At 34.0% G+C, this 14,099-nt stretch carries 16 protein-coding genes; all 16 read left to right on the top strand.

Annotated elements, in window-relative coordinates; all coding sequences use genetic code 11:
• Positions 1-5: 5 nt before the first annotated feature.
• The 16 genes from DFR57_RS08350 to dxr all read left to right on the top strand — a co-directional run bounded on the left by DFR57_RS08350 (position 6) and on the right by dxr (position 14,095).
• Entirely contained in the window at positions 6-1,055 is a 1,050-nt protein-coding gene (locus DFR57_RS08350) for a protein-glutamate methylesterase/protein-glutamine glutaminase (protein WP_114352689.1), read from the top strand.
• A gap of 12 nt (positions 1,056-1,067) precedes the next feature.
• Positions 1,068-3,104 carry a chemotaxis protein CheA gene (locus DFR57_RS08345; RefSeq protein ID WP_114352688.1) on the top strand — a complete coding sequence of 679 codons (2,037 nt, stop codon included), beginning with the start codon at positions 1,068-1,070 and terminating at the stop codon, positions 3,102-3,104.
• 12 nt (positions 3,105-3,116) lie between these two features.
• The gene (locus DFR57_RS08340) at positions 3,117-3,572 is read left to right on the top strand and encodes a chemotaxis protein CheW (RefSeq protein ID WP_114352687.1); all 456 of its coding nucleotides are present in this window, start codon (positions 3,117-3,119) and stop codon (positions 3,570-3,572) included.
• A gap of 18 nt (positions 3,573-3,590) precedes the next feature.
• Positions 3,591-4,226, top strand: a complete 636-nt coding sequence (locus DFR57_RS08335) for a chemotaxis protein CheC (RefSeq protein ID WP_114352686.1) — start codon at positions 3,591-3,593, stop codon at positions 4,224-4,226.
• On the top strand, positions 4,223-4,720 hold the full coding sequence (locus tag DFR57_RS08330) for a chemotaxis protein CheD (RefSeq protein WP_114352685.1): 498 nt from the start codon (positions 4,223-4,225) through the stop codon (positions 4,718-4,720). The genes DFR57_RS08335 and DFR57_RS08330 overlap by 4 nt, the downstream gene beginning before the upstream one ends.
• Before the next feature lie 37 nt (positions 4,721-4,757).
• Positions 4,758-5,519: a FliA/WhiG family RNA polymerase sigma factor gene (locus DFR57_RS08325; RefSeq protein ID WP_114352684.1), complete on the top strand. Its 762-nt coding sequence runs from the start codon at positions 4,758-4,760 to the stop codon at positions 5,517-5,519.
• 33 nt (positions 5,520-5,552) lie between these two features.
• Positions 5,553-6,929, top strand: coding sequence for a flagellar assembly protein A (locus DFR57_RS08320; protein ID WP_114352683.1), 1,377 nt, complete (start codon positions 5,553-5,555; stop codon positions 6,927-6,929).
• A 12-nt stretch (positions 6,930-6,941) separates the two neighbouring features.
• Positions 6,942-7,247 (top strand): hypothetical protein, encoded by a 306-nt coding sequence (locus DFR57_RS08315; RefSeq protein ID WP_114352682.1) that lies wholly within the window; start codon positions 6,942-6,944, stop codon positions 7,245-7,247.
• A gap of 12 nt (positions 7,248-7,259) precedes the next feature.
• A complete protein-coding gene (locus DFR57_RS08310; protein ID WP_114352681.1) occupies positions 7,260-7,763 on the top strand; it encodes a DUF6115 domain-containing protein in 504 nt (167 codons plus the stop codon).
• A 145-nt stretch (positions 7,764-7,908) separates the two neighbouring features.
• Complete coding sequence (gene rpsB, locus DFR57_RS08305; protein ID WP_114352680.1) at positions 7,909-8,661, top strand: 30S ribosomal protein S2; 753 nt, start codon at positions 7,909-7,911, stop codon at positions 8,659-8,661.
• Positions 8,662-8,739: 78 nt separating this feature from the next.
• On the top strand, positions 8,740-9,627 hold the full coding sequence (gene tsf / locus DFR57_RS08300) for a translation elongation factor Ts (RefSeq protein ID WP_114352679.1): 888 nt from the start codon (positions 8,740-8,742) through the stop codon (positions 9,625-9,627).
• 186 nt (positions 9,628-9,813) lie between these two features.
• Positions 9,814-10,536, top strand: a complete 723-nt coding sequence (gene pyrH / locus DFR57_RS08295) for a UMP kinase (protein WP_114352678.1) — start codon at positions 9,814-9,816, stop codon at positions 10,534-10,536.
• 2 nt (positions 10,537-10,538) lie between these two features.
• A complete protein-coding gene (frr, locus tag DFR57_RS08290) occupies positions 10,539-11,096 on the top strand; it encodes a ribosome recycling factor (RefSeq protein WP_114352677.1) in 558 nt (185 codons plus the stop codon).
• A gap of 265 nt (positions 11,097-11,361) precedes the next feature.
• On the top strand, positions 11,362-12,126 hold the full coding sequence (locus DFR57_RS08285; protein ID WP_114352676.1) for an undecaprenyl pyrophosphate synthase: 765 nt from the start codon (positions 11,362-11,364) through the stop codon (positions 12,124-12,126).
• A 13-nt stretch (positions 12,127-12,139) separates the two neighbouring features.
• Complete coding sequence (locus DFR57_RS08280) at positions 12,140-12,922, top strand: phosphatidate cytidylyltransferase (RefSeq protein ID WP_114352675.1); 783 nt, start codon at positions 12,140-12,142, stop codon at positions 12,920-12,922.
• A gap of 24 nt (positions 12,923-12,946) precedes the next feature.
• On the top strand, positions 12,947-14,095 hold the full coding sequence (gene dxr / locus DFR57_RS08275; RefSeq protein WP_114352674.1) for a 1-deoxy-D-xylulose-5-phosphate reductoisomerase: 1,149 nt from the start codon (positions 12,947-12,949) through the stop codon (positions 14,093-14,095).
• Positions 14,096-14,099 lie beyond the last annotated feature (4 nt).

The raw sequence follows: 14,099 nt of genomic DNA, 5'->3' as shown, positions 1-14,099 counted from the left end.
TCATCATGAATCCATATAAAGTATTAGTTGTAGACGATTCCGCATTTATGCGAAAAATGATTTCAGATATTATTAATCAATCTAGCTCTCTAACTGTAGTTGGAACTGCTAGAAATGGAGAGGATGCGCTTTCAAAGCTTTCTGAACTTAATCCGGATGTAGTTACATTAGATGTTGAAATGCCCGTAATGGATGGAATTACAACGTTAGAAAACATAATGAAAACAAAACCTACACCAGTTGTGATGCTTTCAAGTTTAACAAAAGAAGGTGCTGAAAAAACATTACTGGCTATGAGTCTAGGAGCCATCGATTTTATAGCAAAGCCATCAGGATCTATTTCTTTAGACATTAAAAAAATTGAAGACGAAATTGTAAGTAAACTGCTTGTAGCAGCAGAATCTAATGTCTCTACTATTATTAAGAAAAATAATCTAAAGAAACCACCTACTAGTAATTTCACTTCTATAAAAAAAGGAAGTGCAATAGTAGCAATTGGCACTTCAACTGGAGGACCAAGAGCTTTACAGGAGGTTTTAACTCACTTACCAAAAGAATTTGATGCACCTATTGTAATTGTTCAGCACATGCCACCAGGTTTTACAAAATCTTTAGCAGATCGACTAGATAAACTTTCTAGCATTCAAGTAAAAGAAGTAGAAGATAAAGAAGTTTTAGTAAAAGGTACGGCTTATATAGCGCGTGGTGGACATCAGTTTAGAGTAATAGAAAAAAATAAAGTCTTAACAGCAATGGTAACCAAAGAAGAACCAGTAAATGGGCATCAGCCCTCAGTGAACGTTTTATTTGAGTCAATTGCTCAAATTAAAGGATGGCAACCAGTAGTTGCAATATTAACAGGTATGGGTGCAGACGGGTCAACAGGTTTAAAACAGTTAAAAAGCTTACAGCCAAAAACAATCGCTATCTCAGAAGGAAAAGAAACATGTATTGTTTACGGCATGCCTCAGGCGGCAGAAAAAACAGGATTAATTGATTATGTTTTGCCACTTAATGAGGTTAGTCATATTTTGGATCAAAAAATATCTAGGTAGAGGTGACCGTAAATGGAAATGAATGAATATCTTGAGGTTTTTATTGAAGAAAGTAAAGAGCATATACAGTCTTTAAATCAACAATTATTGATATTGGAAAATGAGCCTACAAATAAAGCAACGTTAAGTGAAATATTTAGGTCAGCCCATACGCTTAAGGGTATGGCTGCAACAATGGGTTATCAGGACTTAGCGAATCTAACACACAAAATGGAAAATGTTTTAGATGCTGCAAGAAATGATCAAATTTTAATTAATTCAGAAATTTTAGACGTTGTACTAGAATCAGTAGACCATTTAGAAACAATGGTTGTAGATATTGCTGCTGGTGGAGATGGAAAGTTAAATGTTGAAGATTCTGTTGGGAAGCTTCAAGCAATAGAGAATGGTCAAGAAGTACAATCCAAGCTACATACGGAAAAAACAAAGCCTGCCGAGCAATCAAATACTAGTTCTCGAGCAAGTATAGAACTTGATCAATTTGAAACAACTGTTTTACAGCAATCAAATGAAAATGGCTTCAAAAATTATTTGGTAGAAGTAAAATTAAATGAAAATTGCTTATTAAAAGCTGCTCGAGTTTATATGGTTTTTGAAGTGCTTGAACAAACTGGAGAAGTAATTAAATCAATACCTACTGTACAAGAATTGGAAGAGGAAAATTTTGATTTAGCGTTTACTGTTCTAATTGTCTCAAAAGAAGAAGCGGAATTAATAAAACAAAAAATATTAAAAGTATCAGAAATTGAATCAGTTTCGCTCACAGTTTTTGATGTCAATAATGTTAATAATACTAGCCAACAGGAAGAATCAGTTATACAAGAAACTCCTGCTCCTACTACTAATACTAATGACGAAGCAAAAGATAAAGATCAAACAAAAACACAAAATAAAGCAGTAGCAACGAAAACTATCCGGGTAAATATTGATCGCTTAGATGGATTAATGAATCTTTTTGAAGAATTAGTAATTGATAGAGGTAGATTAGAGCAAATATCTGCGAATTTAAAACATCCAGAATTACAGGACACAGTAGAGCGTATGTCTAGAATCTCTGGGGACTTGCAAAATATAATTCTAAATATGCGAATGGTACCAGTGGAACAGGTGTTTAACCGTTTTCCACGTATGGTTCGACAATTATCCAAAGATCTGGGTAAGAAAATCAATTTAGAAATTCAAGGTGCAGAAACAGAATTGGACCGAACAGTTATAGATGAAATTGGAGATCCACTCGTGCATCTAATTAGAAACGCATTAGACCATGGAGTAGAAAATCCTGAAGTTAGAAAACAAAAAGGTAAAATTGAAGAAGGGCAATTACTATTAAATGCTTACCATAGTGGAAATCACGTATTTATTGAAATTACAGACGATGGTGCTGGTATAAATCAATCTAAGGTTATAGAAAAAGCTATTTCTAATCGCGTCATTACAGAAGATGAAGCAGCTATGATGACGGATAGTCAAGTTAATCAATTAATAATGGCGAGTGGTTTCTCTACAGCAGATGTAATTTCAGATGTTTCAGGTCGAGGTGTTGGTCTTGATGTAGTGAAGAACACGATTGAATCCTTGGGTGGGTCAATCACCATTGAATCTGAACAAGATAAAGGTTCAAAATTTTCTATCCAATTACCACTGACTTTATCGATTATTTCCGTTTTATTAGTAGAGGTGGAGCGTGAGAAGTACGCTGTACCGTTATCGTCTATTATTGAAACAGCGATTGTCAATAAGTCAGACATATTATACGCCCACAATAAAAAAGTGATAGATTTCAGAGGCAAGGTAGTTCCTTTAATTTCATTAAAAGAAGTATTTGAGGTTCCCATTGAGGATGATGAAGATGAACTATTCTCTGTTGTAATTGTTCGTAAAGGTGATAAAATGGCAGGTTTAATCGTAGACACATTTATCGGTCAACAAGAAATTGTTTTAAAATCTCTTGGGGATTACTTAGGCAATGTTTTTGCAATATCAGGCGCAACCATTTTAGGCGATGGTCAAGTAGCGTTAATTGTCGATACGAATTCATTAATTAGGTAGGAGGGGTATTAATTGACAGAACAAGCAGAAAAACTAAAAGCAATTGTTTTTGAATTAGAAACAAAAGAATACGCGGTTCCAGTAGAATTAGTTGGTTCAATTGAAAGAATGCAGCATATTACGCGTGTACCAAAAACGAAAGACTTTGTTAAAGGTGTTATTAATTTACGCGGAGTTGTGACTCCAATCCTTGATCTGAGAAAAAGATTTAAAATGAATGAAGAAGCTTATACAGATAGTACCCGAATTATTATTTTACATTTAGAAAATTTTGACGTCGGTTTTATCGTAGATGCAGCTTACGACGTAATTGATATTGATAATGAGGCTATCGAACCCGCACCAAAAGTAATCGGTACAGTAGACGCAGATTATATTGATGGAGTAGCAAAAATAGATAAACGTTTAATCATGTTGTTAAATTTGGATAAAGTATTGCAATCCGAAGGTGTGGAAATAAATAACTAAGTGGAAGGGTTTGTCAAGATGACGAATATAGAACATTTAACCAACTACCAGTTAGATATATTGAAAGAAATTGGTAATATTGGCTCTGGTAATGCTGCAACTGCTTTATCAAAGTTATTAGATAGAAAAATAGATATGGAAGTACCATCTGTTAGGATAGTAGATTTTAATGAAATTATGGAAATAGTTGGTGGGCCTGAGGAATTGATCGTAAGTGTTTTCTTACGCATTCAAGGACAAGCACCAGGTAATATGTTCTTTGTCTTGTCCCCCCTTGAAGCAGAGACTTTCGTTCGACAAATCACCCATAGTGAATCATTTCAATTAGCTGATTTAGAAGAAGATGAAATGGCTCTTTCAGCTTTACATGAGATAGGAAACATATTATCTGGTTCTTATCTTTCAGCACTATCAGATTTCACCTTAATCAATATGCAACCTTCTGTTCCTAGTTTAACTATTGATATGGCAGGAGCAATATTAATGCAAGGTCTAATGGAAATATCTCAAGATTATGATTATGCCATTATAATAGACACAATAATTCACGAGGAAGCGGAAGATAAAGAGGCGATACAAGGACACTTTTTTCTTTTACCTGATCCCGAGTCTTTCGATAAAATATTTGAAGCGTTAGGAGTTAATAATAAATGAATCTATTAGGTGAAATAGTGAAAGTGGGCATTGCTGATTTGAAGGTTGCAAATTCGCCCGAAATTCTAAAGACTTCTGGATTAGGCTCGTGTGTGGGTGTTTGCGTATACGATTTGAAAAATCAAATAGCCGGGTTGGCACATGTTATGCTTCCAGATTCTACTACTAATAATCGGGTTGATTTCAATCAAATGAAGTATGCAGACACTGCTATTGAACTTTTAGTTCATTTATTATTAGAAGGTGGAGCAAAAAAATATAATTTAAAAGCTAAAATTGCTGGTGGGGCACAAATGTTTGCTTTTAGCAATAATAATCAGATGCTTCGTGTAGGAGAGCGAAATGTTGAAGCTGTATTAACAAAGTTAGAAGAACTTAAAATTCCATTACTAGCCGAAGATGTAGGTGGCAATAAAGGCAGAACAATAGAATTTTTTTGCGAGAGTGGTACGCTTCGGATTAAAACTGTGTACAGTGGTGTAGCTGAAATTTAAAATTATTTGACAAAAGCAATAGAAACGAGGTGTTTTCGTGGTTGATCGTATATCTAATCATGAACAACTTTGGGAAGATTGGATAAAAGAAGAAAATGATGCGAATGCGAATCGCTTAATCGAATATTATATGTATTTGGTAAACTACCACGTGCAACGAATCTCTTCAACACTTCCAAAAAATATTAATAAAGAAGATATACGAAGTTTAGGGTTAGTCGGTCTCTATGATGCTTTAAAAAAATTTGATTATGGTCGAGATTTAAAATTTGATACGTATGCTTCGTTTCGAATCAAGGGAGCAATCTTAGATGGATTGCGTAAAGAGGACTGGCTTCCACGGTCAACTAGAGATAAAGTTAAAAAAATTGAAAAAATGAGAGAGCATTTAGAACAAACCTTTCAACGAGAAGCGACTGCAGAAGAAATTGCTAAATATTTGGATTTAACGGTACAGGAAGTGGAAGAAACTGTTAAAGATAGTTTTTTCTCTAACCTTTTATCTATGGAAGAGAAAAAAGGTGCCAATGACGATACTTTTAAAGAAGGTATCGGGTATAGCGTACAAGATAATAAAAATTTAACTCCTGAAGAACAAATTATCCAAACAGAAGATTTTAAAGAATTAGCAGAGGCAATTAAAAATTTATCGAAAAATGAACAACTTGTTCTAAGTTTATTCTATCAACAGGAACTTACTTTCACAGAAATCGGTAAGGTTTTACAGTTAACTACCTCTCGAATTTCACAGGTCCATAAGCAGGCTATTTTTAAAGTAAAAGGGCTATTAATGAATTAAAATAGAATATGTAATGGTAAAGGGGCTAATCACATGCGCGTTTGGAATGAAATGGTACAGTTAAATATTTCTTCTGATAATATGAAGGCAACCCTACAGCTCTTAAATGAGGAAGAAAAGGAACAAATTACTACTTCTGCCATCCAACAATTCTTAAAGGACCAAGGAATAGTTTATGGAATAAAAGAAACGGTTTTAGAAAACATTCAAGAATTAATTACCAAGCAACGAGAGATAGTAATTGCAGAAGGAAAAGCAGCTGAAAATGGTACCGATGGAAAATTTATATTAAGACAAACAATGAATCAAACCCTTTCAAATGATGAGAAAAAGAACTTTAGAGATGTTTCTCGCATTCCAACAGTACAAAAAGACGATCTTTTAGCTGAATTGACCTTACCTACAACAGGTGAACAAGGAATAAATGTTCAAGGTTTAATTGTAAAGCAAAAACCTGGAAAAAAAGTCCGCATGAAAGCAGGAAATAGTGTCCGCTTTGATCAAGATACACTTAGTTTTTATGCAATGGAAGCAGGCCAGCTCTCTATTGGTGAAGATCGTGTTCAGGTATTTCCAGTTTATGATATAAAAGGAGACCTTTCTCTAGAAACTGGTAATTTAGAATTTGTAGGTTCTATTAATATTTATGGAGATGTACCTACGGGTTATTCCGTGAAAGCTGGCGGAGATATAAATGTATTTGGTCTTGTGGAAGGTGCTTTTCTTGATGCTGAACAGAATATTGTTATAAAAGAAGGAATTTCAGGATTGAAAAAAGCTGTTTTAAATGCAGGAGTAGATATCCAGGCAAGCTATATAAATCAAGCTTCTGTTCATGCTGGTCGTGATATTTTAGTTCGAAACTCCATTATACATAGCTACTGTGTTGCACAAGAGAATGTGCGTTGCGGTAACGGTAATATAATAGGTGGAGTAACGACAGCAGGAAAAACAATTGAGGCAAGAGATGTCGGAAATGTAGCAAGTTCAAAAACAGAGCTTACATTTGGTGTGAATAAGAAAAAAAGAGAGCATGAGCAGTATTTATTGGCAAAACAAAAAGAATTAAAAGAAAACTCAATAAAGTTACACACCATTGCTAAGCAAATAAGTTTGAAGAAGGATTCAAACGGGAATTTACCTTCAAAAGAGCGTATTATACTGTTAAAACAGCGTAACATGGTGAAACAAATAAATGACCAGTTAGATGAAATAGAAAAGGATTTAAGTGAACTCCAAGTAGAAATTGGTAATTTAGATGGAATGAACTTAATTGTTAATGGATTGTTGCATCAAAATGTGGAAATTACTTTTGGAAAATATAAGCGATTGATTCAACAAGAATTCAAACGAGTATCAAGCTATCTTGAGGACAATGAAATTGTTGTAAAATATATTGGAAAATCTTAAGGAGGGCTAATCATGAGCTGGAAAGCTGTTGAGATGCAAGTAGCGCTACCTAGAACCAATGATGCAGGAAAAATACAGGATTTGTTGCAACAACAAGGAAGATTAACACAGGATCAATTAGCTGAAAATCAACAAAAAATCAATGAACAAAAACGAAAACAAGTAAATGATTTAGATAAGAAGCAAGCACTAAAAAACAATAAAAATGGCAACCATGGTGCAGCTGAAGAAAATGATAGAAAAGAATTACAGCAAGAGGAAAACGAAGAAGACTTAAATCATCCATTCCTAGGTAACCATGTTGATTTCAATGGATAAAAGAGGGGTAATATGGAATATCTTTTAATCGCTATTAGTTTCATAATTCATCTACTTACATTTATTTTGATAAAAGTTTTATACGGTAAATTAACAAAAGTAGATCAAGTAGAGACAAGTGTAAATCAGCAACAAAAGCAATTAGAGGATACACTTGCAGTATATCTCCTTGAGATTCAAGAAGAAAACAAAGCTTTGATTCAAACAATTGAAAAACTTGAGAAAAGTAATAATCTTGAGAAAAGAAATAATAATGATGATGTTCCCGTTCCTTCTCCAAAAAAAAATACTCCCCTAAAAAAGGAAAAAGCTCCAAGCGAAGCTGAAGAGAATAGATCACCGATTTATTCTCCACCAATTTCAAATTTAAAAGAGGAAAAAGTAGAGTCATCACGTGAAGCTCAAATCTATCATTTGCATGATTTGGGATATAGTATTGATGAAATAGCTAAAAAATTAAACACTGGAAAAACAGAAGTAGAATTAATCCTTAAATTTCACCAAAAAAAAGAGTAAAACCCTTGCCTCGAAAAACTGCATGTGGTATATTTGTTCATGGTGTTAAATACACACGCTTTTTAATAAGATGAGTGGTGCTTAACAGTTCTTATCTTAGATGATGGAAGCGGAGGATAAAAAAACCAAATTAGGAGGAAATATTGTGGCAGTTATTTCAATGAAACAATTACTTGAAGCTGGTGTGCACTTTGGCCACCAAACACGTCGTTGGAATCCGAAAATGAAAAAATATATTTTCACGGAGCGTAACGGCATTTACATCATCGACTTACAAAAGACAGTTAAAAAAGTAGATGAAGCTTACAACTATGTAAAGCAAATCGCAGAGAACGGTGGTACTGTTTTATTTGTAGGTACTAAAAAACAAGCACAAGAATCTGTGAAAGACGAAGCTATTCGTTCTGGTATGTACTTCGTTAACCAACGTTGGTTAGGCGGAACGCTTACTAACTTTGAAACGATTCGCAAACGTATTAATCGTTTGAAATCAATTGAAAAAATGGAAGAAGACGGAACTTTTGAAGTTCTACCTAAAAAAGAAGTGGTAGGACTACTTAAAGAGAAAGAACGTCTTGTTAAATTCTTAGGCGGAATTAAAGATATGAAGAAAATTCCTGATGCCTTATTTATCATTGATCCACGCAAAGAACGTATTGCGGTCGCTGAAGCTCATAAACTTCACATTCCTATTATCGGAATTGTAGATACAAATTGTGACCCTGACGAAATTGATTACGTTATTCCAGCGAATGACGATGCAATTCGTGCTGTTAAGCTTCTTACTGGTAAAATGGCGGATGCTATTTTAGAAGCTAAACAAGGGGAAGAAATAGAAGAGACTTCTCAAGAAGAAGCAGCTTCTACTGAAGAAGAAACTAAAACTGTAAACGAGTAACCAAAAGGTTTAGGTGATAAGGGGGGGACCTTTTATCACCTTTTTTTAAGGAATTGACAACTAAGGAGGAAATATAAAATGGCAGTTACTGCACAGATGGTTAAAGAATTAAGAGAAAAAACAGGTGCGGGTATGATGGATTGTAAAAAAGCATTACAGGAAACAGAAGGTGACATGGACAAAGCTGTAGATTACCTAAGAGAAAAAGGTATTTCTAAAGCCGCAAAAAAAGCAGATCGTATAGCAGCAGAAGGTTCTGCACATGCAGAAGTTGAAGGAAACACAGCTGTATTGTTAGAAGTGAATTGTGAAACAGACTTCGTAACTAAAAACGATCAATTTAAAACATTACTTAGCGAGTTAGGAAAACATTTGCTATCAGAGAAGCCAGAATCTGTGGAAGTTGCATTACAACAACCACTACATGGTAATGGTGAAACGCTAGAATCCTTTATTAACAGTAATATTGCGAAAATTGGAGAAAAACTTTCTCTACGTCGTTTTACTATTTTTGAAAAATCTGATCAAGATGCATTTGGTACTTATATTCACATGGGTGGTAATATTGGCGTTGTCACTGTACTCGAAGGTACAACTGATGATAAAGTAGCAAAAGATATTGCAATGCATGCTGCAGCTGTAAAGCCTACGTATGTATCTCGTGATGCTGTAGATGCAGAAGAAATTGAAAAAGAAAGAGAAGTATTAAAAACACAAGCTTTAAATGAAGGAAAGCCAGAAAACATCGTTGAAAAAATGGTGGAAGGCCGCTTAAATAAATACTTTGAAGATATTTGTCTTCTAGAGCAAAGCTTTGTTAAAGATCCAGATCAAAAAGTGAAGCAAGTAGTTAAGAATGCAGGTGCTTCTGTTAAAACATTTGTCCGTTATGAAGTTGGCGAAGGAATGGAAAAACGTGAAGATAACTTTGCTGATGAAGTAATGAGTCAAGTAAATAAAAAATAATTAATTGTAAATATACAGAAAAGGGACACATTGTGTCCCTTTTGTGTAAAGATAGAAGAGACAAGTTAATATAAACCATAATCTGATATCTGTGTTTTCTATTTATAAATAAGATATTTCAAAGATCAAATCAATGGACAATAGAATGATATATTTAATAAAATATTTACATATATGGAGGTTAATATGGCAACTGCTAACTACAGAAGAATCGTATTAAAATTAAGTGGAGAAGCACTGAGTGGAGAACAGGGATATGGTATTGAACCTTCAGTTATTCAGTCTATTGCTAAACAAATTAAAGATGTAGTAGAGCTTGGAGTTGAAGTGGCTGTAGTTGTTGGTGGTGGTAATATTTGGAGAGGTAAAGTTGGAAGCGAAATGGGAATGGATAGAGCTAATGCAGATTACATGGGGATGCTTGCTACAGTAATGAATTCCTTAGCACTTCAGGATAGCTTAGAAAATGTCGGTATTCCTACTAGAGTCCAAACCTCTATCGAAATGAGACAAGTAGCAGAACCATATATAAGAAGAAAAGCAATTCGCCACTTAGAAAAAAAACGTGTAGTGATTTTTGCTGCTGGTACTGGTAATCCTTACTTTTCCACAGATACTACAGCCGCTTTAAGAGCAGCAGAAGTAGAGGCAGATGTCATTTTAATGGCTAAAAATAATGTCGATGGAGTTTATACAGCAGATCCAAAATTAGATAGTCAAGCAAAGAAATATGAACAATTATCCTATATGGAAATTTTAAATGAAGGCTTGGGTGTTATGGATTCTACTGCCTCGTCTTTGTGTATGGATAACAATATTCCATTATTAGTATTTTCAATTTCAGAAGAAGGCAATATAAAACGCGCTGTCCTAGGTGATAAAATAGGAACAGTAATAAAGGGGAGTTAAAAATGTCAGAAAAAATAATTAAAGATACTCGTGAGAAAATGACACAATCAGTAAAGTCTTATTCAAAAAATCTTTCTACCGTAAGAGCAGGTAGAGCTAATCCAGCTCTTTTAGATAGTATATTTGTGGACTATTACGGAGCAGCTACACCTTTAAATCAACTAGCAACTATTTCAGTTCCTGAAGCTAGGTTACTAGTCATTACACCGTTTGATAAGGGTTCTATTTCTGATGTAGAAAAGGCTATTCAAAAAGCTGATTTAGGCTTAGCACCATCAAGTGATGGAAATGTTGTTCGAATAAATATCCCACCGCTAACTGAAGAAAGAAGAAAAGAATTAATAAAAGTAGTGGGGAAATTTGCTGAGGAAGCAAAAGTGCAAATTAGAAATCATCGTAGAGATGCCAATGATCAGTTGAAAAAAGATGAAAAAAATGGAGATCTTACACAGGATGATTTACGTGATTATCAAGACCAAGTCCAAAAAGAAACTGACAAATATATTAATGAAGTTGATGAATTAACCAAACAAAAAGAAAAAGAAATGATGGAAGTTTAAGGCAAAAGAAGTTAAAATAAAGGTGGTAAGTAAGACCCTCTTCAAAAGAGGGTTTTTCCACTTTTATTACGTAATATCTAATAAGTAAGTTAAAATAGACTTTTTAAGTTGATATTTGACAAAAAGTTAGATTCTTAAATTATAAACCTTAAATAAACTAGGAATATGAAGAGAACTTTTTCTCTAACTGTTTTTAATTGGAGTGGGAGAAAAAGTTTTCTCCATAATTTCAAAAATTTTTTTATTAACTGATGGAGGATTTAACATGTCTAAGTTTAAACTTCCTTTTTTAAGAAAAGCTACGACATTGAATGATTATGAACTAAGCAAAGAGAATATCCCCGAGCATATAGCAATTATTATGGACGGAAATGGCCGTTGGGCAAAAAAAAGAGGTTTGCCAAGATTTGCTGGTCACCGAGAAGGCATGGATACCGTCAAGAAAATTGTTAAAGTTGCTAATAAATACGATGTGAAGATACTTACTTTATATGCGTTTTCAACTGAAAATTGGAAGCGACCAAAAAAGGAAATAGATTATTTAATGAAACTTCCAATGGAGTTTTTACATACATATTTGCCTGAATTAATAGAAGAAAATGTTCGGTTAGAGACAATTGGAGAATTTGAAGCTCTACCGCCTCATACTAAACAAGCCGTACAAGATGCTATTGAGAAGACTTCTCGCAATGATGGTTTAATTTTAAATATTGCGTTAAACTATGGTAGTAGGTATGAAATGACACAAGCAATCCAAGCAATTTGTAAGGATGTAGAATCGAAAAAGTATACTATTGATGAAATTGATGAAAGTGCTTTAAACCAGCATCTCTATACACATCATTTAAAGGATCCAGATTTGTTAATAAGAACGAGTGGAGAATTACGCCTAAGTAATTTCTTATTATGGCAGGCTGCATACTCAGAACTATGGTTTACAGAAGAGCTTTGGCCAGATTTTAATGAAGATCTTTTTGTGGAAGCAATTAGAGATTATCAACAGAGAAAGCGTCGATTCGGCGGGATATAAGGTGTGAATTAAATTGAAAACTAGAATTGTAACAGCTATATTAGCAATTGCATTGTTTTTTCCTTTAGTATTTTTAGGTGCATGGCCCTTCTATATAATCATGTATATTATTGCAACGCTCGGTTTATTAGAACTATTAAAAATGCGTGCTGCTTTTAATTATCCTATACCAACCGGTCTAACAATTATTTTATTGTGGTCGTTATTATTTCAAAGTGATTATGTGTTATTTTCTACTAAACTTGAAATATTACTCTTCATTGTATTATTGCTACTAGCGTATACCGTGCTGGTCAAAAATAAATTTACATTTAATGATTGTGCGTTTTTGGTATTATCAGCAATTTATGTTGGGTTAGGCTTCTATTATTTCATTCAAACTAGAACTGTAGACAACGGACTTGTCTATATATTTTATGCTATCCTTGTTATACTAGCGACAGACACTGGTGCCTATTTTAGTGGACGATTATTCGGTAAGCGCAAACTATGGCCCGAAATAAGCCCTAAAAAGACCATTGAAGGTGCTGTGGGTGGAATCATTTTATCTTGTATCGTTGCGCTTGTCTTTCATTTTTACTTTGCGGTGCATGAGTCTATAGTAATTCTTTTAATTGTTACAGTACTCGCATCGATATTTGCTCAGGTGGGTGATTTAGTAGAATCTGCAATTAAAAGACATTATGCTGTCAAGGATTCTGGTAAAATTTTACCTGGACACGGTGGTATTTTAGACCGCTTTGATAGTTGGTTATTTGTTTTTCCTTTATTGCATTTTATTCACTTTATTTCATAAATATTAATAGGAGCGTCTCATTACATGAAAAATATTTGTTTGTTAGGTGCTACAGGCTCTATTGGATTACAGACGATAGATATAATTGGAGCGCATAAAGAAAAATTTCGTTTATATGCACTTGCTTTTGGAAAAAATATTGAAAAAGCTTTACCAATTATTAAAAAACATGAACCAAAAATAATTGTTGTTCAGGATAATAATGTAAGAAAAATGTTATTAGCTGAGAGCTTAAACCACAAATGCGAAATACTTATTGGACAAGAAGGAATGATAGCTATATCTGAAGATCCTCAAACAGATATTGTTGTAAATGCAGTTATGGGAAGCGTAGGTCTTCCAGCTACTATAGCTGCTATCAAGAAGCGAAAACAAATTGCGATCGCTAATAAAGAAACATTAGTAACTGCAGGACACATTGTGATGGATTTGGCTAAAAAAAATGGTGTTCATTTGTTGCCTGTTGATAGTGAGCACTCTGCTATTTTTCAATCCTTAAATGGTGAAAAATCTAGTGATATACATAAAGTGATCTTAACTGCTTCAGGCGGTAGCTTCCGTGATAAAAAAAGGGATGAGTTAGTTGGGGTTACGGTGGAAGATGCTCTAAACCACCCTAATTGGAGTATGGGCGCTAAAATCACAATTGACTCTGCAAGTATGATGAATAAAGGTCTGGAAGTTATCGAAGCTCATTGGCTTTTTGATATCGCTTATAAAGATATAGAGGTTTTACTTCATAAAGAGAGTGTTATTCATTCTATGATAGAATTTCAGGATAAGAGCGTAATGGCACAGCTTGGAACTCCTGATATGCGAATACCAATTCAATACGCATTAACTTATCCGGATCGAGAAGCTTTTGCACAAAGTAAACGTCTTGATTTGGCAGAGATTAGCACACTTCATTTTGCGAAAATGGATATGGAGCGTTTTCCATGTTTAGCTTATGCTTTTAAGGCTGGAGAAATTGGTGGCTCGATGCCAACAGTTTTAAATGCAGCAAATGAAGCTGCTGTTGATTTATTTTTAAATGGAAAAATCACTTTTTTAGAAATTGAAAAAGTGATCGAGAGTAGCATGGAAAATCATCAAGTGATAAACGAACCCAATCTTGAAACAATTATAAATATTGATCAGGAAACACGCCAGAGAATCTATCACAGATATTAGATGT

Source organism: Saliterribacillus persicus, from assembly GCF_003337485.1.
In the GTDB taxonomy this organism is placed as follows: domain Bacteria; phylum Bacillota; class Bacilli; order Bacillales; family Amphibacillaceae; genus Saliterribacillus; species Saliterribacillus persicus.
This window is presented reverse-complemented; position numbering and strand designations above follow the sequence as displayed.